Annotated in this window: 22 protein-coding genes and 1 pseudogene; 12 read left to right on the top strand and 11 right to left on the bottom strand. The window is 73.8% G+C overall.

Annotated features, from left to right (window positions below; genetic code table 11):
- The 4 genes and pseudogenes from ABD385_RS13245 to ABD385_RS13230 all read left to right on the top strand — a co-directional run.
- A pseudogene (locus ABD385_RS13245) lies at positions 1-120 on the top strand (IS5/IS1182 family transposase); the annotation flags it as partial.
- 242 nt (positions 121-362) lie between these two features.
- Positions 363-1196, top strand: coding sequence for an IS5 family transposase (locus tag ABD385_RS13240; RefSeq protein ID WP_344575380.1), 834 nt, complete (start codon positions 363-365; stop codon positions 1194-1196).
- A 379-nt stretch (positions 1197-1575) separates the two neighbouring features.
- Positions 1576-2157, top strand: a complete 582-nt coding sequence (locus ABD385_RS13235; RefSeq protein WP_344575379.1) for a GNAT family N-acetyltransferase — start codon at positions 1576-1578, stop codon at positions 2155-2157.
- A gap of 117 nt (positions 2158-2274) precedes the next feature.
- On the top strand, positions 2275-3129 hold the full coding sequence (locus tag ABD385_RS13230) for a DUF4344 domain-containing metallopeptidase (RefSeq protein ID WP_344575378.1): 855 nt from the start codon (positions 2275-2277) through the stop codon (positions 3127-3129).
- 55 nt (positions 3130-3184) lie between these two features.
- Here ABD385_RS13230 and ABD385_RS13225 read toward each other — a convergent pair whose 3' ends face one another.
- Positions 3185-3778, bottom strand: a complete 594-nt coding sequence (locus ABD385_RS13225) for a TetR/AcrR family transcriptional regulator (RefSeq protein WP_344575377.1) — start codon at positions 3776-3778, stop codon at positions 3185-3187.
- An 80-nt stretch (positions 3779-3858) separates the two neighbouring features.
- Between ABD385_RS13225 and ABD385_RS13220 the strand changes: the two genes are divergently transcribed.
- Positions 3859-4674, top strand: coding sequence for a class I SAM-dependent methyltransferase (locus tag ABD385_RS13220; RefSeq protein WP_344575376.1), 816 nt, complete (start codon positions 3859-3861; stop codon positions 4672-4674).
- 99 nt (positions 4675-4773) lie between these two features.
- Here ABD385_RS13220 and ABD385_RS13215 read toward each other — a convergent pair whose 3' ends face one another.
- The 4 genes from ABD385_RS13215 to ABD385_RS13200 form a co-directional block, all read right to left on the bottom strand.
- Positions 4774-5151, bottom strand: coding sequence for an SH3 domain-containing protein (locus tag ABD385_RS13215; RefSeq protein ID WP_344575375.1), 378 nt, complete (start codon positions 5149-5151; stop codon positions 4774-4776).
- Between the two features lie 170 nt (positions 5152-5321).
- On the bottom strand, positions 5322-5999 hold the full coding sequence (locus tag ABD385_RS13210) for a DUF3558 domain-containing protein (protein ID WP_344575374.1): 678 nt from the start codon (positions 5997-5999) through the stop codon (positions 5322-5324).
- A gap of 9 nt (positions 6000-6008) precedes the next feature.
- Entirely contained in the window at positions 6009-6599 is a 591-nt protein-coding gene (locus tag ABD385_RS13205) for a hypothetical protein (RefSeq protein ID WP_344575373.1), read from the bottom strand.
- Positions 6596-8344 (bottom strand): hypothetical protein, encoded by a 1749-nt coding sequence (locus ABD385_RS13200; RefSeq protein WP_344575372.1) that lies wholly within the window; start codon positions 8342-8344, stop codon positions 6596-6598. The genes ABD385_RS13205 and ABD385_RS13200 overlap by 4 nt, the downstream gene beginning before the upstream one ends.
- A gap of 463 nt (positions 8345-8807) precedes the next feature.
- Here ABD385_RS13200 and ABD385_RS13195 point away from each other — a divergent pair, with 463 nt between their 5' ends.
- From ABD385_RS13195 to ABD385_RS13170, 6 genes are all read left to right on the top strand, one after another.
- Positions 8808-9791 (top strand): thiopeptide-type bacteriocin biosynthesis protein, encoded by a 984-nt coding sequence (locus ABD385_RS13195; RefSeq protein ID WP_344575371.1) that lies wholly within the window; start codon positions 8808-8810, stop codon positions 9789-9791.
- Positions 9788-12667 carry a lantibiotic dehydratase gene (locus ABD385_RS13190; protein WP_344575370.1) on the top strand — a complete coding sequence of 960 codons (2880 nt, stop codon included), beginning with the start codon at positions 9788-9790 and terminating at the stop codon, positions 12665-12667. Before ABD385_RS13195 ends, ABD385_RS13190 begins: the two co-directional genes overlap by 4 nt.
- Complete coding sequence (locus ABD385_RS13185; RefSeq protein WP_344575369.1) at positions 12646-12816, top strand: hypothetical protein; 171 nt, start codon at positions 12646-12648, stop codon at positions 12814-12816. Before ABD385_RS13190 ends, ABD385_RS13185 begins: the two co-directional genes overlap by 22 nt.
- 128 nt (positions 12817-12944) lie before the next feature.
- A complete protein-coding gene (locus tag ABD385_RS13180) occupies positions 12945-14222 on the top strand; it encodes a lanthionine synthetase LanC family protein (RefSeq protein ID WP_344575368.1) in 1278 nt (425 codons plus the stop codon).
- A 51-nt stretch (positions 14223-14273) separates the two neighbouring features.
- Positions 14274-14468, top strand: coding sequence for a hypothetical protein (locus tag ABD385_RS13175; protein WP_233656056.1), 195 nt, complete (start codon positions 14274-14276; stop codon positions 14466-14468).
- Positions 14469-14537: 69 nt separating this feature from the next.
- Entirely contained in the window at positions 14538-15707 is a 1170-nt protein-coding gene (locus ABD385_RS13170; RefSeq protein ID WP_344575367.1) for a macrolide family glycosyltransferase, read from the top strand.
- 49 nt (positions 15708-15756) lie between these two features.
- On the opposite strand, the gene ABD385_RS13165 is transcribed toward ABD385_RS13170, so the two are convergent.
- From ABD385_RS13165 to ABD385_RS13145, 5 genes are all read right to left on the bottom strand, one after another.
- The gene (locus ABD385_RS13165) at positions 15757-16641 is read right to left on the bottom strand and encodes an RNA polymerase sigma factor SigF (RefSeq protein WP_344575366.1); all 885 of its coding nucleotides are present in this window, start codon (positions 16639-16641) and stop codon (positions 15757-15759) included.
- Between the two features lie 131 nt (positions 16642-16772).
- On the bottom strand, positions 16773-17162 hold the full coding sequence (locus ABD385_RS13160) for an anti-sigma factor antagonist (protein WP_344575365.1): 390 nt from the start codon (positions 17160-17162) through the stop codon (positions 16773-16775).
- A gap of 268 nt (positions 17163-17430) precedes the next feature.
- Positions 17431-17802, bottom strand: a complete 372-nt coding sequence (locus ABD385_RS13155; protein ID WP_344575364.1) for an ATP-binding protein — start codon at positions 17800-17802, stop codon at positions 17431-17433.
- Between the two features lie 192 nt (positions 17803-17994).
- Positions 17995-18144 carry a hypothetical protein gene (locus ABD385_RS13150; protein WP_344575363.1) on the bottom strand — a complete coding sequence of 50 codons (150 nt, stop codon included), beginning with the start codon at positions 18142-18144 and terminating at the stop codon, positions 17995-17997.
- Positions 18145-18258: 114 nt separating this feature from the next.
- Positions 18259-19902, bottom strand: coding sequence for a SpoIIE family protein phosphatase (locus ABD385_RS13145; RefSeq protein ID WP_344575362.1), 1644 nt, complete (start codon positions 19900-19902; stop codon positions 18259-18261).
- 283 nt (positions 19903-20185) lie between these two features.
- Between ABD385_RS13145 and ABD385_RS13140 the strand changes: the two genes are divergently transcribed.
- Positions 20186-20536: an STAS domain-containing protein gene (locus ABD385_RS13140; protein WP_344575361.1), complete on the top strand. Its 351-nt coding sequence runs from the start codon at positions 20186-20188 to the stop codon at positions 20534-20536.
- A gap of 51 nt (positions 20537-20587) precedes the next feature.
- On the opposite strand, the gene ABD385_RS13135 is transcribed toward ABD385_RS13140, so the two are convergent.
- On the bottom strand, positions 20588-21628 hold the full coding sequence (locus ABD385_RS13135) for a helix-turn-helix transcriptional regulator (RefSeq protein ID WP_344575360.1): 1041 nt from the start codon (positions 21626-21628) through the stop codon (positions 20588-20590).
- Positions 21629-21638 lie beyond the last annotated feature (10 nt).

The following is a 21638-nucleotide window of genomic DNA, read 5'->3' as shown; positions in this document are numbered from 1 at the left end:
TGGCTGCACGGCTTCCGTCGCCTGCGCATCCGATGGGAGCGACGGGACGACATCCATGAAGCCTTCCTCGGGCTCGCTACATGCCTCATCACCTACAGACACGTCCGACGCCTTTGTTAGGACCTCTAAGAGGACGTTTATGCCGATGACGTCCGGGTTTGTCTGTTCTATCGCCTGCCCGAGATCGTCTTTCTTGAAGCTACTTGCACCTAATGCGCCGGGTTGACATCGGCCGTCAGTCTCGCGTTTCGTCATGTATCGCCCGGAAAGATCCTGTCCGGTTCGAATTTGCGAGGAACACCCACTACAGTCACTCCGACGAGCGATAGTTCACTGCAACTCCCTGCCGTATCAGTGCTGTTATGACGACGCAGCCGCCCCGCAAGCCCTATCCCAGCGACCTGTCCGACGCCCGCTGGGCCCTGATGGAGCCGACACTGACTGCCTGGCGCACAGAGCGGCAGAAGACCTCCCTCAACCTCGGCGGCAAGGTCACCGACCTGCGCGAAGCCCTCAACGCGATCCTCTACGTCAATCGGACTGGGATTCCCTGGCGTTACCTGCCTCACGACTTCCCGCCACACTCCACAGTCTTCGCCTACTTCAGCGCCTGGACCGCCGACGGAACCATCGAGAAGCTCGGCGTCCAACTGCACAGGCTCGTACGGGAAAAGGAAGGACGTACCTCCGAGCCAACCGCCTGCGTCATCGACGCCCAGAGCGTGAAAACCGCCCCCAGTGTCCCCACCAACACCCAAGGCATCGACGCCGGCAAGAAATTCGTAGGGTGCAAACGCAGCATCGTCACAGACACCCTCGGCCTGTTACTGCTGGTCATGGTCACCGCGGCCAGCGTCTCCGACAACCAGGCCGGCAAACAACTCCTCACCCAACTCGCCACCAGGCACCCAACCATCACCAAGGCATGGGTCGACACCGGCTACAAGAACCAGGCCATCGAACACGGCGCCCAACTCGGCATCGACGTCGACGTCGTACCGCGAAACACGCAAGTCAAAGGCTTCTCGGTGCTACCACGACGTTGGGTTGTGGAGCGAAGTTTCGGATGGCTCATGATGCACCGCCGCCTGGCCCGCGACTACGAAACCAAACCCCAACACTCCGAAAGCATGATCCGCCTCGCGATGATCTCCAATCTCGCCAAACGAGCAACCGGCGAAACGACCACAACCTGACACAATCCATGAACTACCGCGCATCCGAACAGGACGTCCTCTAAGAAATTCCAACTAACTCCATACCCGTGAGGCGCTTCGGATTCCCGCTTCAGCGGCAATGGGCAGGCCAGAGGCTTGATCTGCCCATTGTCGCCTGCTGGCCTCGCTGGGTCGCGGTGGCACGGTGGCGCGGCGATCTCCCAGGTCATCGAGCCCGTGAGGGACAGTGCGTGGAGGACGGCGGACATGTCCGCATCCTTTCTCGGGCGTCCGACCCGGTCGTTGACGGACACGCGCGGGTCCCGAGCGGCCGCCGGCCGCATCGCCGTTGGGCCGGCCCGGGGCCCCGGGCCGATCCGTCGTGCCGCCCGCACGTCCGCTGGTACACAATCGGCGGGTGCAGATCCTCGCGTTCCCCGAAGCCGCCACCCCCGCCGCACTCCGGACCCAAGTGCGGGAGATCCAGGAACAGGCGTGGCCGTCGGGGCGCGGCACGGCGCCCGGGCCCACCGAGCCGGTCCACGACCCCGCGCTGCGACCGCGGTCGATGCTGCTGGTCGCCGACGGGATCGTCCTCGCCGCCCTGGACGTCCTCACCAAGGACATCCGGCACGCCGGCCGCGCCTACACCGCCGGTGGCCTGAGCACGGTGGTGACGCGTCAGGAGGCACGCGGCCGGGGGCACGGCCGGCGGCTGGTGACCGCGGCCCGGGAGGCGCTGGCCACCGGGGAGCACGACCTGGGGTTGTTCACCTGCGACCGACCGTTGCGCGCCTTCTACGAGAGCGCCGGCTGGCACCACCTCCCGGGCGCCGTCCTCATCGGCGGAACCCCGCAGGCCCCCTTCCCCAGCGACCGGCCCGGGTTCGACAAGGTCACCATGGCGGACTTCTTCTCGCCGCGCGCCCGGCGGGCCCGCGCCGCGTTCCGCGACAGCCGCATCGTGCTGCACCCCGGGAACATCGACGCGCTCTGGTGATCCCCGTCCGATCCGCCGCCGGTGCGGAACCTTCAGCTCCTTAACGGCCTCTTCCCTGCTCGGACGGGCAGACGGACGGACCGCCGCGGTGCGGCACGGGAAGTGAGGAGCGGGCGCATGGGCCGCTGGACGGGGCACACCACACGGGCGTTGCTGGCCTTGGCCCTGGCGGCCGCGGCGACCGGCTGCACGGCCGGCCGGGACGCGGCGGAGCCGGCGGACGGCGAGGCCCGCCGGAGCCACGGCAAGGCCGGCTCGAACGGCTTCGTCGTGCAGTACCGCACCGGCGGCCGGGCGGCGACCGCCACCGACTACCTCCGCGCGCAGCGCATCCTGGACGCGGCGGCGGACCGGTTGAACGCCACCGTCAAGGTGCCGCAGCGCATCCCGTTCGTGGTCCGCTCGTGCGGCGCGGCCGAACCCGCCTACGACCCGGAGACCGGCACCATCGACTTCTGCGCCGAGCACGTCGACGAGATACGCGATCGCTTCCGGCAGGCCGGCCCGGGCCCCGACCGACCGGGCGGCACGGCGGCCGCCGACGCCCACGTGGCCGCCGTGCTGGAGGAGACCGCCTACCACGAGAGCGCCCACGCCCTCATCGATCGCCTCGGCCTGCGCTTCACCGGCCGGGAGGAGGACGTGGCCGACCAGTTCGCCGCGGTGCTGTTGATCGGCCAGGGCCGGGCCGGCGAACGCAAGGCCCGTGCCGCGGCGGACGACTACGCCCTGGCCGCCGCGGAGACCCCGTTCGACGCGGCCGACCTGCGCGACGAGCACAGCCTCGACGGCCAGCGCGCGGCGAACTACGCCTGCTACGTCTACGGCGCGCACCCGGATCGGCACGAGGACCTCGTCGGGCGCGATGCCCGGCTCGACGCGGAGCGCGCCGAGGGCTGCGCCGACGAATGGGCGCAGGCCAGGGGCGGTTGGCGGCAGCTCCTCACCGAGCACCTCAAGCGCCCCCTGTGACGCCGCCGGCGCAGGGGCGCTGACCTCTGCCCCCCGAGCCCCCGCCGGGGCCGCGTCACGGTTCGCGCACCACTGCGGCGATGACCGTGGTCACGACCCTGCGGACGGCCGGGGCGTCGGGCGGGGTGCCCTCGCGGTCCGCGAACAGCAGGTGGCCGGCGCCGATCAGGGTGGGCGCGAGGACGTCGACGTCGGCGTCCGCGGCGATCCGGCCCAGTGCGCGCTCGGCGGTCAGGTAGGAGGCCAGCAGCGCGGTGGCCTCGGTGAGGAGCGGGACGCCGGTCGAACCGCCCGCGCGCAGTTGGGCGCGCAGGCCGTCGCGGGAGATCACGAGCGAGACGACCGCCACGGCGATCGGCCCGAACACGTCGAGCAGTGCGGCGGTGAGGTGGTCGGCGACGGCGCCGGTCCCGGCGGCCGCGCGCAGCCCGGCGGCCTGGTCGTCGAGCCGACGGATCCGGTCCCGCACCAACTCGGCGAGGAAGGCGTCGAAGTCGGCGAAGTGCCGGTGCAGGACGCCCTTGGCGCAGCCCGCCTCCGCGGTGACCGCCCGGCTGGTCAGCGCGTTCGGCCCGGCCCGCAGCAGGATCCGTTCGGCGGCGCCGAACAACTGCTCCCGCACGTCGCGGATGGCCACTCCTGTCGGCACTGTGCGCCCCTTCCCTCGGTCGAACTCCGCGATCCTCCCATCCGGTTGACGAGTGGGCATGTGCCCACCATGGTGGGCACATGCCCACTACGCCGCCCTCAGGGCTTCCCGAAGCGCGTCGAAACCGGCAGCTGGCGGAGTCGTTCGGCACCGACGCCGCACGCTACGACCGGGCCCGGCCCCGCTACCCCGACGCCCTCGTGCAACGGATCGTGTCCGCTCTCCCCGGCCCCGACGTCCTCGATGTCGGCTGCGGAACGGGCATCGCCGCCCGGCAGTTCCACGCGGCCGGCTGCCGGGTGCTCGGGGTCGAGCCGGACGCGCGGATGGCCGACGTGGCCCGGACGCTCGGCACGGCGGCGGACGTCGCGAGGTTCGAGGACTGGGACGCCGCCGGCCGCACCTTCGACGCCGTCGTCGCCGGCACGGCCTGGCACTGGGTCGACCCCGTCGCCGGCGCCGAACGGGCCGCCCGGGTCCTGCGCCCCGGCGGCCTCCTGGCGCCGTTCTGGAACGTCCTCCGCTTCCCCGACGACGTGGCGGACGCGATCGTCGGGGCCTGCCGGCGGGCCCTGCCGGAGGCGGCGTCCGACGTCACCGCGATGACGAAGGGCGCCCTCGACGCCTACCGGCCGGTGTGCGTCCGGGCCGCCGACGGCATCCGGGACGCGGGCGGCTTCGCCGCGCCGCAGCAGTGGCGCCACGACTGGGAGTGGACCTACACCCGGGACGCCTGGCTGGACCAGATGCCCACCCTGGGGGCCTTCACCCGCGTTCCACCGGCCGTGATGGCCGACGTGCTGGCGGGCGTCGGGGCCGCCATCGACGCACGGGGCGGCAGCTTCACGATGGGGTACGCGACGGTGGCGCTGATCGCCGTGCGCACCGACGCCTGAACCGCGGCCCGGGGCACGGTGGTTGCCGCGGACCCGGCCCGGCGGAGCGTCGCGGTTCCGTCCCGCCCGCACGCGGCCGGGACGGAACCCGCGGGCGGATCAGCGGTGCCGGTCCGGGCACCAGCGGGGGGCGGTGCCGAGGGTCTCGACGTAGCGCGCCGACAACCAGGTGAGCCGGCCCTCCCCGACCTCGTACCAGCGCGGATTGCCGTGCACGTTCTCCCCGTTGACCTTGCAGTGGATGGTGACGACGGTGCCGTACGGCAGCGAACCCACCGCCCGGTACGCGGTCCCGGGGCCGTCCCGCAGCTCCAGGCCGTTCTTGGCGATCACGCGGCCCTTGGACGGGCCGTGGCCGCCACCCGCGGTGGCCGCCGCGGGACCTGCGGCGACGGCCGTGCCGGTGCCGAGGGCACCGCAGAGGAGCCCGACGCCGGCGAGTACGGCGGCGCGGCGGAACGGGGACAGGTGTGTCATGACCGACCTCCCGATCGCGATCCATCCGGCTGTCCGGATGTTTCGATGCCAGGCGAGAATGCCCCGACCGGCCTCCGGATCCTTCGTCGGGCCACCGAATTCACCGGCACGGGACCGCCTCGAATACCTGCCCGGAACGGCGGCCACGGCCCGCGGCGTGCGGTGGCGCGTCAGGACGGCACCCGCGGGGCCACCTGGGTCGCGAAGGTGGCGGCGGAGTTGCACAGGTCCGGCTGTGTCCCGGAGTCCACCTTGACGTGCGCGAACACCTTCCCGAACGAGGTGGGCCAGACGATCGCGCACCCCTGGTCGTTCCCGAGCACCGACGCGGACGGAATCCCGACGACACTGGTCGGCGTGGGTTCCGGCGACACCGGGATGTCCTTGGCGTAGATCAGCGTGTAGGTGACGGCGGCACCCCCGACGGTTCCGCTCCACGTGCACGCCTTCAGCCCGGCCTGCGGGTCGGTGGGGTTGTTCGGGCGGCCCGCGGACAGGCCCCAGGCCGCGGCCGTGCTCGCGTCGAGTGCCGCGCACGGGTCGGGAGCCGAGGCCAGATCCCCCGAACCCGGCGACGCGACCGGCCCGCCGCCGGGGCTGCTCGACCAACCTCCGCCGGGGCTGCTCGACCAACCGCCGCCGGGCGCGGTGGGCGGGGCGCCGCTCCACCCCGGGGAGTCCGGTTGACCATCGCGCGCCAGTTGCCACAGCCCGACCACGGCCGCCGCGACGAGCACGACCACGGAGCCCGTCACGATGAGCATGCGTCGGGACCTGCCGTCGGGCGGCGCACCGACCGGTCGCGCCGGCTCCAGCCAGTCCTGCTTGTCCTCGTTCCACTGGTCCATGCCGGCCCCCTAGCCCTGGCCGCTGAGGAGTTGGGTGATCTGCTGGACGACCGCGGTCGCCGAGGCGAGCCCCGCCACGGCCGTCGTCCCGAGGTCGAGGCGGTCGCGCAGCCACTGCAGGCGGTCCCGACGCACCCGCCCGGTGCCGTCGATCTCCTCCTCGGCGTCCGCCAGTCGGGCGTCGATCTCCGATGTCTCGTCCGTCGCGGTGAGCAACGGCAGGTGCTGACGCAGGGTGCCCAGTGCCGCGCGGAGTTCGGGCGGCGCGTCGAGCGCCGGTTGCGTCGAGGCGTCCAGCGCCCGGGCGTCCGCACCCGCGGCCGCCGCACCGCCGGCCATGACGCCGATGCTGATGCCGCCGGCGGAACTCGTCGGCACGGCGGGCGCCTCGGCCGCACCCGCGAGCGGGAGCGCCGGTGCCGGGCGGCCGTCGCGCACCGAGCGGTCCTCGGCGGCGGCCCGCTCGCCGGCCGCGACCGCGCCGCCGGTCAGTACGCCGATACTGATGCCGCCACCGGCCCGGTTGCCGCCCGCCGCGTCGTCGGCGACCTCCCGACCGTGCACCGGCTCCGGCTCCGGCGCTGGTTCCTGAACCGTCATCCTCGACCGCCCCCCGTCTCCGTCGACGCGTCCGTGTGCTTCGCGAGGGCGCGCTCGCCGGAGGCGACGGCACCGCCGCTCATCCCGCCGATGAACACCCCGCCTTCGCCCACGTTGATGATGTACTGGTCGAACACGCCCGTTTCGTAGCCCTTGTTGCGCAGTGCCTCCTGCACTCCGTTGGCGATCCGGTCCTGGAGCGTCTTCACGTACCGGCTGATGTCCATCTCCTGGAAGAGCGAGAGTTCCGGCACGCTCCCCAACTCCCGTACGGACGCGACCGGTGCGTCCGGCAGGGCGTGTTCCGGCATCGTCAGCCACGTGCGCATCAGGGACACCGCCGCCTGGCACAGCGAGACCGCGGCGGCGCATCCCGCCGAGGGGCTGGTCAGCACGCTCCTGAGCACGTCGCGCAGCGGGCCGTCCCCGCCGTGCGCCGCGAGCACGTCCACCGACTTGAACTCCGGGCGCACCGGCGTCAGGACGTGCGGGGCGACCTCCAGCACCAGCATCCCGCCCTGGGTGTGGATGCGGACCAACAGGCAGATCGCCACCTGCTCGTCCCAGGCACCGACCCGCACCCGCAGGAAGTGGCGCCGGGCCTCGGCGCCCTCGCCGACGGCCCGCTCCAGGTGCTCGCGGATGACGTCCGGCCCGTAGTCCACCTCGTCGCGCGCCAACCCGACCGGCAGGTAGACCAGTTCCTCGACTTCGAGGGAGCGCAGGCGGTCCCGGCTGGTGGCCGCGGCCGAGGTACGCAGCGCCTCCAGCCGGGGCTTGATCAGATCGACCACCTCCCGGCCCGTGAGCGGGGCGGGGACGCTCCCGGGCTGCGTCTTCGTGAAGGAGGGCGGCGCCGGGCGCGGCGGGGCGCCCGGCGCCTCCCGCTCCGGTGAACCGGCCCAGGACTGCTGCTTCAGTTCCATGGCGACCGACCACGGCTTGTACGGCGTGCCGGCGCCGACGAAGGGCCGGAACGGGTCGTAGATGGCCAGCCGGGCGTGCTGTTCGCGGGCGATGGCCGCCCCGATGCGCCGGTACTGGGTGGTGGCCGGCAGCGTCGCCCGCCGCCCCGCGGCGAACGTCTCGCGGCCCAGCTGGTGCCGCATGACGGAGACGACGTGCGTCCGGTGCGCCCAGATCGGCGGCACCAGCAGCACCGGGAACACCACGGCGGTCCAGGCGTCGCCGCCGCGGAACAGGGTGGTGAGCACGGCCGCCCCGTACGCCACCGCCACCACGAACGGCAGTACCGGCAGCACGGCCTTCAGCCGGCCGCGGGTGGCCTCCTTGAGCACCGAGCGCCCGAGGGTGAAGAGGGAACTCCTGGGTCCGCGCACGAGCCAGGACACGACGCAGACCGCCCCGTAGGCCACGAACCACGGCACAGGCAGGAGCGACTGCGCGCCGACGTCGGCAAGGTCGAGCCCGATGAACAGGGCCCAGACGGCCAACAGCAACAGCCCGGTCTGCGCCTCCCGGCGGCGCGCCAACAGTGCGTGGGCGAGGACCGGCAAGGCGTCGTAGCCGAGCGAGGGGGCTATCGGGCGTTCCTCGTGCTCGACCAGTTCCTGGATGACGCGGCGACGGAACTGCCCGTCGAAGTAGACCCCCGCGCACAGCAGGCGGGTGGCTTCGCTGAGGCCCTGCTCGGAGGGCGGTCCGTCGGATGGTGAGGAGGGGGCCGCCGGCGCTGGAGTGTTCGACGGAGCGGCCACTGGCTTTTCGGGGAAGGACAAGATCATGCACCCCCGTGATCGAACTCGTCCCCTGTTGCGAGGTGTTGACGGAGTTGCTATGGGGGCAGTATGACCCCCGGGCGTCGGACCCGAAAGGGCTACCGTCGGTTTGGTAACTCCTTTGTGATGCCGACGAGTTGACCGCAACGGCGGCCGTGGCTCCCGGCGCCTGCGCCCGCGCGTACGCCGGGAGCCACGCCTGGGGCGCGGGGGTCGGTACGGCCGTGCGTCGAGGACCGTGAGCACGGCGTCCCAGGTCATCGGGTGGTGCCGTCGCGCACCACGGCGCAGGCCAGCGGTGCGAGACTCCGGGCCTCCGGCGCACAACTGCTCAAAATATGAACAATGCAGATAATGACGTTATCGGCGGGCGGGCCGGGAACTCGTTTGTGCGGGGCGCTTCGAGCCCCGCATTCCTGTGCCCCGGCCGACCGGCGGGGCTTCGGTGCTCGGTGCCGGAGGAACGTACATGCTGATGGTCACGGACCTGCTCGCGGACTGTCTCCGCAACGCCGGAGCCCTGGAGATATCCGCCCTCCCCGCCTGTGCGGACGCATCCGAACTCCCCGGGGCCCGCACCGCGTTCCTGGCCGCCGGCCTGGCCGCCGTGCGGCAGCGGACCGCGGCGACGTCCTGGATCCAGTTCAACCTCGCGCCCGCGCCGGACGACCGCCGCCGGACGTACGACTGGTTGGGCGCCGTGGCCCGGGAACTCCTCGACGCCGGCCGTGCCCACAACTTCTTCTTCATGCACAAGGACCCCGGGCTGCGGGTGCGCTTCGAGACGCCGGACGGCCAACGGGAGGAACTGCGGGCCGAGTTGACGCACCGGTGCGCCGAACGGGGTGGTTGGCGGCAACCGCCGTTGGACGTGGTGTACGAACCCGAGCAGTACCTCTTCGGCGGCCGGGCGTCGATGCCTCATGTGCACCGACTGTTCACGCACGATTCGTTGGCCTGGTTGGACCACCACGCCCGCCATCCGTGCCCCGAGGGGGAGGCCACGGCCTGGCGGCGTTCGCTGTTCGTGCTGCGGGAGGTGTTCGCGGGGCTGGGCGTGGTCGGGTGGGAGCACCGGGGCGTGTGGGACGTCGTGCGCGAGGACACCGGACGCCGGCTCACCACCGCCGCCCGCGACGGGGACGGGCCCGGGGGAGGGGCGGCGTGGCGGCGCGCCGCGGAAGGGATCCGGGAATTCTGGGCACAGCCCGGCGAGCGGATGCTCGCTTCGTTCCCCGAGGAACAGCGGGCGTGCCTGGCCGCGCGTGCCGCGGCCCTGGGCGAGGCGGCCCGACGGTGGCGCACCGGCTACTTCGAGTCGGGCGCCGCCACCACCGGCCCGCGGCGCGCCGCCGCCTACGCCGTGGTCTTCCACTGGAACCGGGCGCGGATGTCGTTCGCCCGGCAGTGCCTGTTGGCCGAGGCGCTCGCCGAGGACGGGGAGGCCCGATGACGCGCCGCCCACCGGACGCCGCCGGTACCCACCCACCGGCCGCGACGGCCCGCCCGGCCGGCACCGTCGGGGCGACCGCACTGGTGCGGATCGCGGGACTGCCGGGCGCGCTCTGGGCGTCCGCCGGCAACGAACCGCTCTTCGCCCGGGCCGCCGACCTGGCGGAGCGGGGCGACCTCCACACCGCCCGGGCCAGGGCACTGGGGGACCTGCTCGGGACCGACGTCGTACCGCACCCGCGCCTGGCCGACCCCGCCCGCGGCGCGGTGCTCGCCCTGCGCCGCAGACTGCACGCGGGGACCGCCCCCGGCCCCGCGGACCTCCCCGTCCTGACGACGGTGGCCGACGTCGCCCCGTCGCTGGCCGACGCCCTCGCGGAACTGGCCGACCGGGCGACGGACCTGGCCGCCGCCCGGGACGAGTTCGCCGCCGCGGTCGCCACCGACCGCGCACGCGTGGGCCGGCTGGCCCTCGACCTGCTGCACCGCGACCCCGTCCTGCGCACCCACCTCGGCACCACCGCACCCCGGATCGCCGCCGACTTCCCCCGGCGGGCGGCGGCCGGCGAACCCTGGCACGGCAAACGGCTGCGCAAGTACACCGGCTACGTCTGGCGGGTGGTCGCCCGCGCCGCAGCCAAGACCACCCCGCGCGACTGGCTCGGCCAACTCGCCGCCGTCCCCGTCCCCGTCCTCCCCGCACCCGGCCCGGCCGCGGCCGGTGACTCCCTCTTCGTGCCCCCCGCCCGGGCCGGGGCCGGCGCCACCAGCAGCATGGAGAACGTCCACCTGTTGTGGGCACGGCTCCGGGACGCCGGACCGACCGCCGCCGGCCCCGACGGCCTCCTCGCCCTGACGCCCCTGCACTGCCCGACGTCCACCGGCGTGCTGCGCTGCGCGGTCGTCGACACCGGCCCCCGGGGCTCCCGGCTGCGCCGGATCGAACTGCGCCGCACGCCGGTCCTGGACGCGGTCCTGGCGCTCCTCTCACCCGGCCCCCGCCCGTTCGCCGAGGTCGAGGCCCTGATCGCGGCGCGCCTGGCCAGCCCGGCGCACGGCACCCCCGAAGGGCGACGGCGGGTCACCACCGCGCTCCGCGGGTTCCTCCAGCACCTCCTGCGACTGGGCGTCCTGCAACGCTGCGCCGCGCCGGAGCAACGCCGCACGCACTGGATCCCCGCCGCACGGCTCCACCCGCCGCAGCACACCCTCGACGACCGCCCGGCACCGGTGACCGCAGCGGCCCCGGACGCTCGCGACGGCACCGGCCCGCGTCCCGCCGACACCGCACCGCCCCACCAGGAGGCCACCTGGTTCGTCGACTCCTACCGCGCCCTCGACGCCCGCCTCGACGCCCTCGCCCTGGCCCGGATCACCCGCGGACTGCGGCTCGCCACCCGGCTCGCCGCCCTGCGAGCCGAAGACCGGCCCCCCACGGCCCCCACCGGCACCACCCCGCAGCCGCATCCGGGACCGGCGGACATCGGCCCCGAACCGCGATCGGTCGCCGACCTCCTGACCGCCCCGCCCGCCGACCCCTCCGCCGAGGCGGACCACCCGGCCACCGCCACCACGCGCCGCCGCTATGAAGGCTGGCACCCCGCCCGGACGTCCGGATCCGGATACGCCCACCTGCTCGCCCACCTCGCCGCCCACCTCGACGACGAGCGGATCGACCTCGACGGCCCGCTGCTGGACGCCTGCCACGCCCCGCCCGCGGCCCCCGAACTCCTGGCTGCCTGGCCGGCGGACTGCCTGCTGCGCCCGCTCGACGCCGAGGGACCGGTGGCCGTCCTGGAGACGGCCTCCCCGGCCGGCGTGCTCGACGCCCGGTTCGCCGAGGCACTGCACGCCCTGCACGCAGGCCAGGGCGGCTACCGCCCCCCGGCCGCCTACCGGGCCTTCCTCAGCGCCCTCGAACGGGCCGCGGACGTCCGCTTCGTCGAGGTGCTGGTCCCGCCATTGGACGCCCGCGCCGCCAACGCCGTACGTCGTCCCGTGCTCACCGACTGGTCCACCGGAGACGCCAACACATCGCTGTACTACGGGAGTTACGGTGGCGGCTGCGGAGCGGCGACGTCCCGGCCGTCGGACGGGAGCGCTTCCCGTCCCGTCCACCACCTTCCCCTCGACCGGCTCACCCTCCGCTCCGACGGGCACCACCTCATCGCGGAGGTCGACGGGGCACGGGTCTTCCCGGTCCACCACGCCACCCGGAGCCCCGCCCCGCCCTACGACCGGCTCACCCGGCTGCTGATGGCGGCCGCGCACCCGGCCACCCGGCACGTGGTCCAACTGGGCTCCCTGATCGGGGCGTTCCCGACGGCTGACCGGGTGCCCCGGCTGTCGGTGGGCGGGGACCTGGTCGTCAGCCCCGCCGCCTGGCGGGTGCCCGTCGCGGAACTGTGGGAGCCCGGGGCCCGGGAGGCCGACAAGGTGACCGCCCTGGCCGTCCTCCGGCGCACCCGGCAGCTGCCGCGCTTCTGCTTCGCCCGCCCGGCGCCCGGTGCCAAACCGGTACCGGTGGACCTGGCGGCGCTGCCCGCCCTGCACGTCCTGGAACGGCTGCGGGCCGCCGCGCCCGACGGTGCGTTGATCGTCGAGGAGGCGCTGCCCGCACCGGGCCGCTCACCGGTGCGCGACGCCGTGCACGGTGGGGCGCCCGTCGCCGCACAGGTGCAGCTGCGGACGCCGCACGACGCCCACCCCGAGGAGCTGGCGGCCCGCGCCGCCGCGGCCCTGCGGCACTGGTCCGCACCGAACCCGCCTCGACCGAGGCCCCAGACCACCCCGGACGCCCCGCCACAGGGACGGCCCCCGGGGCGGAACCGCACACCGAGAAAAGGAGGGCAGTCATGCCCACAACCATCGAACTGACCGACCTCGACAACCTCATCGGCGACCTGGACGCCCGGATCACCGAGTCCGAACTGCCCAGCGCCGAGGCGTACACCGGCGGCTGCTCGGGCGTCTGCTCGGTCGCCGTCTGCGACACGGTGCTCTTCTGTTCCGGGTTCGTCTGCTGACCGGGTCCACCCGCCGCGGATGAACACCGCGACATGACGAACCGTCAACACCAGTCCCAACAGACGAGGTTGAACGAGCCGTCCGGCAACCCGCCGGACGGCTCCCGGCCCTGGAGGACGCCGCACCCATGCCCATGCACTCCCGCACCGGACACCTCACCGCCGTGTACCGGCGCCCCGCACCCGCCCGCGAGGCCCGGTGGCGGGCCCACGCCCTCCAGGACGCGGTGCTGCTCCTCGACCGGTACGTCGAGCGGGCCGGCGCCGGCCAGGCACCGGGCGCCGGCGGCCACCCCTCGGACCCGGGCGTCCCGGTCCTCGCCCGACTGGTCGCCGACCGCGGCGACCCCGCCGCCACGGCCACGGCGACCCGCGCCGCCGCCGTGTGGGCCCGCACCGCCGGACGCGGGGCGGGACACCCGGGCCTCTACGACGGCGGGCTCGCCGGAACCCTCGTCGGACTGCGCCAGGCAGCCGCCCTCCACCCGGCCCTGCACCAGGTCGCCGACCGCCTCGCCGACCGGCTCCCCGCCCGCACCCTGACCGGCGCCGCACGCACCACCCCCGGCGCGGTCACCTTCCGGGACTACGACCTGATCCTCGGCCCCGCCGGCACCCTCCTCGCGCTGAGCGCCGCCGCCCCGGAACGGCACCGCGTCCTCGTCCGCCTCGGCCGGTGCCTGGCCGCGCTCTGCGCCGTCGACGGACTCGACGGACTGCGCACCCACTATCCCCAACATCCGCAACTGGGCTGGCTGGACGGGCGGATCAACACAGGCACGGGCCACGGCGTCGCCGGCGTCCTGACCGCCCTCGCGGTGGCCGCCCGGCAGGCGGAGGAGGGCGACGCGAGCGCCGCCCCGGAACTCGCCGCGGCCCTGCGACGGGCGAGCCGTTGGCTGACGGCACAGGCGTTCCTCGACGCGCGGGGCATCCGCTCCTGGGACGGCGCGGGGCCGGACACCGGCCCGCCCGGCGGCGCCCGCCGCCGACAAGCGTGGTGCTACGGAGCGCCCGGCGTCAGCTGGGCGCTGTGGGACGCCGGGGACACCCTCCGGGACCCCGCGGCCCGGGACTTCGCCGGCGCCGCCTTCGACACCCTCGCCGCCGGCTACGACGAGGACTTCCACCTCTTCGGCGACCACCTCGGCGACCGCCTCGGCCTCTGCCACGGCGCCGCCGGGGTGCTGGCCGTCGCCGACGCGCTGCACCGGCGGGCAAGGCTGCCGTCGGCCACCGCGTTGCGCGCCCGCCTCCTCGCGCACCTCGACGCCCACCGCGCCGGCACCCGCGCGCTGGGAGAGGAACGGATGGGCCTCCTGGGCGGCGCCGGCGGCACCCTGAGCGCCGTGCTCACCGCCACCGGCGGCGCCCGCGACTGGCTGCCCTGCCTGGGCCTGCGCTGACCCCCGCCGTAACCGAGGATGTGAGTGGCCGTTAACCCGTCCATGAGCGATATGAACGACCGCCTCCTGAGCCTCGTCGACGGTGTGGTGGATCTGGACGAGGAACGACTGCCCCTGCTCACCTTGCGCGAGGCGCGGGCCGCGATCGAGCTGCTGCGCCTGCTGGCGGCGGGCGACGGCGAAGGGTCGCACGCCGCACGGCACTTGGCGCGGAACCTCGGGCGCCGGATGCCCTCCGAACACTGACCGGCGCCGGCGGGCTCCGGGCGAGGGGCGGACGGGAGGCGAAAATCCACGGTCGATAGGATTTTCGCCATGGCGAAACACCTGTTATTCGTGGCCCTGCTCGGTCACGGGCACATCAACCCCACACTGCCGCTGGTCGAAGAACTCGTCCGCCGCGGCCACCGCGTGGACTACGCCACCAGCGCGGAACACGCCGAGGCGGTCACCCGGTCCGGGGCCCACTGGGTGGAGCTGCCGCCGCTCCCGCCGATCGACCGGCCCACCGAATTCGGCCCGGAGACCTTCGTCCGCTTCATGCGGCACCTCTTCGTCGGCATGCGCGCGGCCTACCCGGTGCTCCGGGACCACTGCGCCACCACGTCCGTGGACGCGATCTGCTACGACGCCATGAACTGGTCGGCCCGGGTGCTCGCCGAGGACCTGGACCTGCCGGCCGTCCGACTGGTCCCCAACTTCGCCTCGAACGAGACGTATTCGCTCTTCGCCCAGTTCATGAACGGCACCGACGGGGTGCACCCGGTCACCGCGGCCATCGGCGCCGACTGCGCGGAGTTCGCCGCGGAACACGGCGTCGCGCTCGACCCGGCGCACCTGCTGGACACCACCGAGAAGCGCAACCTGGTCTTCATACCGAGGGAGTTCCAGCCCGCCGGCGACTCCTTCGACGAGCGGTTCCACTTCATAGGCCCCTCGCTCGGCAGCCGCGCGGACGAACCGTGGTCGCCGCCGGACCCCGAGGCCCCGGTGCTGTTCGTCTCGCTGGGCACGGTCTTCAACGACCGTCCCGAGTTCTACCGCACCTGCATCGACGCGTTCGCCGACGAGCCCTACCACGTGGCGATGTCGGTGGGCGGGCTGGACCCGGCCGTCCTGGGGCCGATCCCGGCGTCGTTCGACGTCCGTGCGCGGTTCCCGCAGCCGGCAGTGCTCCAGCGGGCCAGCGCCTTCGTCTCGCACACTGGCATGAACTCCACGATGGAGGCCCTCTACTACGGCGTCGGCCTGATCGCCGTCCCGCAGATGCCCGAACAGGCCGCCAACGCCGGACGGGTACAGGAACTCGGGCTCGGCGAGCAGCTCGACGCGCGCACGGTGACCGCGGAGGCGCTGCGGGCCGCGGTGGCCAGGGTCGCGTCCGACGGCACGGTCCGCGCCAACCTCGACCGGATGCAGAAGGTCGTGCGGGAGAGCGGCGGCGCCGCGCGCGGCGCCGAGGTGATCGAGGAGTACCTGCGCTGAGCGGCCGGCCGGTCCCTCCCACGGCGGTGGGGCGGACCGGCCACCGTCTTCAGGAGCCGGGCGAGGAGGCCGGCGCGGCGTCCTTGAGCATGCCCGTGCGGAGCCGGCTCAACGTGCGGTTGAGCAGCCGGGAGACGTGCATCTGCGACACGCCGAGTTCGGCCCCGATCTGCGACTGGGTCATCTCCTGACCGAAGCGGAGCTCGATGATGCGCCGTTCGCGGGCGTCGAGTTGGCGCAGCAGCGGCGCGAGGGTGTGCAGGTCCTCGACGGTCTCCAGGGCCGGGTCGTGGGCGCCCAGCACCTCCGTCAGCGCGCGCCGCTGGTCGCCCGGGTCGGGGTCGGCCGGGGTGTCCAGGGAGTCCGCGGAATAGCCGTTGGCCGCGACGAGTCCCTCGATCACCTGCTCCTCCGACATCTTCAGGTGCGCCGCGAGTTCCGCGACGGTGGGGTCGCGGTCAAGCGCGGCGTGCAACTGCTCCTTGGCCCTGGCGAGTTCGGTGCGCAGCTCCTGCAACCGGCGCGGCACGTGCACGGCCCAGCCGGTGTCCCGGAAGAACCGCTTGATCTCACCGAGGATGTACGGGACGGCGAAGGTGGAGAACTCGACCTCGCGGGAGAGGTCGAAGCGGTCGATCGCCTTGATCAGCCCGATGGTGCCGACCTGGACGATGTCCTCCATGTCGTCGCCGCGATGGCGGTAGCGACGGGCGACGTAGCGCACCATCGACATGTTCATCTCGATCAGCGTGTTCCGGGCGTACTGGTACGCGTGGGTACCCTCGTCGAGCTCCTGCAGCCGGTCGAAGAACTGCCTGGAGAGTTCGCGGGCGTCCCGCGGCGCCACTGCGCGCGGCCGCCTGACCACCGGGAGACCGGCGTCGCGTGCCGTGGTCTGTGCCGGGTCCGCGGTGCCGTTCACGACGATGGTCATCACGTCTCCCTCCGTGCCCGACCCCCGCGGGCACCCAAGCCGGCGCTTACCCCGTCCGTGCCGAGGCATGCGTGTCGCGGAGGAATCCCGCCAGAACGGGGCCGGGCGCCGCGCAGGCCGGCCGGGGGACCTCAGGAGGACGCCGCCGGGCCCGGCAGAGAGGCGCTGGCCAGCGCGAACAGTGCCTCCTCGGGGGTGTCCCGGACCGGGATGCCGACACTGATCCCGGTCAGGTCGAGCAGCCGCCGGACGACCGGGGAAGCGGCGGCCAGTTGCACGCTTCCACCCACCTTCTTGGTGTCGTTGTGCACTCTGATGACGATGCCCAGCCCCGAGGAGTCCATGAACGGCACGTCCCGCAGGTCGAGCACGAGATGGCGCCGGCCGTGGGCGAGTTGGTTGGCGAGTTGGTGGTGCAGGGCGGTACCGGTGGCGGTGTCGAGCTCACCGCACACGGCCGCCACGGCCGTCCGCTCGTCGATGACGGTGACTTCCACGCTCAGCAGATCGGCATGCGACATGTGTCGGCTCCCTTGTCGTGGATCGACCCCGCGGTGGACCGACGGTGCGCCGGGCGGCTCGTTCGACCGGAAGGCGCAGGTCACCAGGGCAGACCCGGTCGTGCAGTCCGTCCGTGCCGGGCCCGGGGGGGCTCCGGCCGGGCGCGCCAGGCGTCGGCGGGCTCCGGGCGGACCTCGTTCTTGATCCGTGACGAGGGATCGCCTGCCCCGATGATCTCCGGCTATTCCTGGTGTCCGCGGAACGTGCGGGGGTGCGCCGTGGCGCTGCTCACCGCAGGCGCAGGGCGACGTGGATGCCCTTGCCGAACGCCGTCGAGGTGATCACGACGGACGTGGCGAGCTGGCCGACCAGCGACCAGCCGTAGCCGCCGATCCGGCCGTCCCGGGTGTCGGACGGCACGAACGGGCGGAGCGGGCTGGCGTCTTCGACGGTCACTTCGAGGCTGTCGTCGCTGATGCGGACGGTGAACCCGGTGACTCCGCCGGCGTGCCGCAGGGCGTTGGTGACCAGCTCCGAGGTGATCAACAAGGCGTCGGCCACCACGACGTCGTCGATCTGCAGGTGGCCGGCGCGCAGCAGGGCGAGCACGCGGTCACGCGCTTCGCCTGAGGTAGCGGGCAGTTCCGCGGTGAGAGCCACCGTTCACCTCCTTGGTGGTGCAGGGTCCGGCCTCGGGTGTGCGTCTACCCGCCGTGCTGCGATTCGTGCATCAGGGGGTCACTCTGCCACACGGCCCGGTCACGCCCGGGCCGTTCCCGCTCGACGACGACGGCGGCGTGGAGGCGGCGGCAGCGGGCGGGCCCGTCAGGTGGTCCGGCGTGCCAGTCACGGTCAGTAGCCGGTCGAGTGCGGGTGGGTGGCGAATCGGTCATGCGGGTTGAGGAATCCCACGAAGTGCGCGACGTCCTGCGCGGTGTGGTCCCGCTGCGCGTCGTCGTAGTCCAGCAGGGCCGGGAAACGGGTCCCCAGACCGGCCAGCACCGCCCGCACCAACCTTCGGGAACCCCCGGCGACCTGCGGGTACTCCTGGTCCGCCAGGTGTGGCGGGCCGTCGATCGCCTGGCAGTCCGCCGTCCGGCGGGTCAGGGGGCGTCGTCATGCGCCGTGCCCCTGGGCCGGGGTGCCGTCCGGCGCCGGGTGCGTGGCGCCCCGTGGCGCGGTGACGGTCACCACGGCCATGTCGTCGTGCTTGTTCGGCCCGACCCACTCGGTCGCCAGCATCTGGACCTGCTCCGCCACCGCCTCGGCGGGCATCCCCGCGCAGCGGGCGAGCGCCCGTCGCAGTCGTGCGTCGCCGAAGAGTTCGTCGCCCAGCGGCCCGCCCCTGGACTCGGTGATGCCGTCGGTGAACAGCACCAGGGACTCGCCGGGGGCGAGGGTGAGCGGGGCGGTCACCGCATCGATCTCCGGCAGCACGCCGACGAGGTTGCCGTGGGTCTCGACCTCCGCCACCCGGCCGTCGGCCCGGACGACCAACGGAGCGGGGTGCCCGGCGCACGTCACCCGCAGCTCCACCCGGTCCGCCCGGCGGCGTGCGGAGGCCACGACGAGCGTCGCGAACCGGGTGTGGTGGGAGCTGAGCAGGGCGCCGTTGAGCAGCCGGAGCATCCGCACGTGGTCCCCGGACAGCGGCAGCAGCGCGTGCAGGGTGTTGCGGATCTTGCCGGTGAGCACCGCGGCGTCCAGCCCCTTGCCGCAGACGTCGCCCAGCACCACCAGCGACTCGTCCTGCGACGCCGCGGCCGGATGGATGTCGTAGAAGTCGCCGCCGACGCGCTCGCCGTCCTTGGCCGCGCGGTAGCGGGCCGCGAACTCGACGCCGCCGACCCGACCGACGCGCGGCGGCAGCAGGTCGCGCATCAACGTCTCGGTGATCTGCGCCTGTTCCGCGTAGAGCCGGGCCGCGGACATCGCCGCCCCGGCCCGGGCCGCGAAGAGCCGCGCGAAGGACTCCTCGCTCTCGCTGAACGCGGCGTGGTGGGCCCGCCGCAGCAGCACCAGCGCACCGGCCGGCACGTCGTGGCCGGGCAGCGGGGTGACGACCATCGCCCCCACGGGGCCGAAGCCCTCGGGCACCAGCCACTCCGGGGCCGCCGCAGGATCGATCCGGCGGGACGGCACCGGCGGGAACCCGCGCAGCGCCTCGGCCAGGCCGGGCACCGACTCCGGTGCGACACCGGCCAGTTGGCGGCTGCATGCCCCGGTGCCGTCGGCGGACACCACCGACAGCACCCGGCCGCGCGGGGGAGCGACGACGACGGCCGCGTCCGCGAGACGGGCGGCCGCCAACCGGCCGGCGACCTCCATGCAGCGGTCCAAGTTCAGTGACGACAGCAGTTCGTCGGAGGCCCGGGCCAGGAACGCGGTCCGGTTGCGCTCCTGGAGCAGGCGCCGCTCGGCCAGCCGGACGTCGGTGTCGTCGGTCAGCCACCACACCACCTCGCCGTCGGGCAGGCGGGTCGCATGGGCCTCGAAGCTGCGGCCGGCCACCTCGCCGCGCGGCGGCGGCGCTGGCGGTGCGGGTGCCGCGGACAGCCGGTCGTGGGCCAGCAGGAGCCAGCCGGGCAGCACCTCGCGCAGTGCGCTGCCCTCGACGGCGTCGGGCACCAGCAGGCCGAACGCCTCGTTGGCCCGACGCACCGTTCCCACGGGGTCGACCACGAGGACCGGGTAGGGCGCAGCGTGCAGCGCGGCGTCGCTCCAGGCGTTGTCGGCCGGGCGGTTTGCGGAGTTCACCACGTGTCGGGCCCCGGGGCCGCCCGGAGCCGCTCACCTTTCCTGGTCGGGCCGGCGGGGGACTTGAGCCCACCCTTCCACCGCCCCGCTTCCCCGCGCAATCCGCCCCCGGCCAATTCCCCCGCGCCGCTCCGGGGCCCGCTCACCGGGTCGTTCGCCCGCCCGCCGGGGGCCGGCCGACGCTCTCCGGCCACGGCGGGACGGACGCGTCACGTGCCCGCTCATTTCGGCCGGACCCGTGATCTCCGGCAGTCCTTCGACCACCATCCGTGACATCCTGTCGCCCATGCACGCATCCACACCGGCCGTGGTCACGCACGCAGTTGAGGATCAGGTGTTCGTCATCCGCGTCACCGGCTCCCTCGACCACGAGAGTGCCGCCCTCCTGGAAGAGGCGTGTGCGGTGGCGGAGTCGCACGCGGCCCGAAGGACGGTGGTCGACCTGTCCCGCACCGACTTCGCGGACTCCACCGTGCTCCACGTCCTGCTCGGCGCGCAACGGGCCCACCACCGCCGGCAGCGCAGGCTCCTGGTGGCCGGTCCCTTCCAGCCGGTGGTGCGCCGCCTCTTCGAGGTCACCGGCACCACCGACTACTTCACCCTCGTCGACAACGTGCCGACCGCCGTGCGGGAGTGACCCCCGCGGGCCGCGCAGGCCCACGGCCGCCGGCGGGCGCGTCCCCCGCAGTCACTGGTCCGCGCAGGCATCCAGGCGCCGGGCCAGTGCGCGCACGAGACCGCGCAGTTCCGCGGGGTGCTCGATGACGAACGGGCGGTCCAGCGCGGCCAGTACGGGCGGAATCCAGTCCAGTCGCTCGACGCGCATCCGGACCCGCACCCAACCGTCCAGGTCCGTTTCGGGTGTTCCGTCGCGTTCGGCCGGTTCCGCGGCGTCGGTCCCCTCCGCTGCGGGGATCGGGGACACCGTCGCGAGGTCGGCCGGGAGGTGCCTGCGGAGGTGCGGAACGTCGGCGCGCACGCGCAGCGACACCTCGTGGGCCCAGGGCGTGCGGGCGAGGCCGTCCAGCACCCGCGCCACCGGATCGAACGTCGCCGGGACGACGAACGAGCCGGACCGCACGCGCAGGGCGACGATCCGGTCCAGCCGGAAGCTCCGCACGTCCCCGTCGCCGTCCGTGTCGCCGGCGGCCGGGTCCGCGCCGGCCAGGTACCAACGCCCGGCATGTGCGACGAGCCCGTAGGGCAGGACGGTGCGTTCGGTGCGGCGGCCGTTGCGATCGACGTAGCTGAGCGCCACCGGCCGTTGCTGGTGCGTGGCCTCCGCCAGGCCGAGCAGCACGGCCGCGTCCGGGGCGGTGCCTGTGCGGGGCGGTGCGGTGACGTCGGCCGTCTCCAACAGCGCTGCCAGGCGGCGGGCCAGGGGTTTGGGCAGCACGCGCCGCAGTTTCGCCGCGGCGCTCTCGCCCGCCGCGGCCGACGTGGTGACGAGCCCGGCCGACTGTGCGGCCAGGAGGCCGAGCACGACGGCCAGCGCCTCCTCCTCGGTGAGCATCAGCGGCGGCATCCGGTAGCCGGGGGCGAGTCGGTAGCCGCCGTACCGGCCGCGGACCGAGTCGACGGGCACGTCGAGGTCCCATAGGTGGCCCACGTAGCGGCGGACGGTGCGTTCGTCGACCGCCAGGCGGGCGGCGAGGTCGGGGACGGTGTGGAGGCCGCCGCCCTGGAGGATCTCCAGCAGGGCGAGGACCCGGGTGGTCGTGGTAGTCACCGGACAAGTC

Origin of the sequence: Streptomyces lunalinharesii (genome assembly GCF_039532155.1) — a bacterium.
GTDB classification, from domain to species: domain Bacteria; phylum Actinomycetota; class Actinomycetes; order Streptomycetales; family Streptomycetaceae; genus Streptomyces; species Streptomyces lunalinharesii.
Note: the sequence above shows the minus strand (reverse complement) of the source record. Positions and strands in the feature narration are given on the sequence as shown.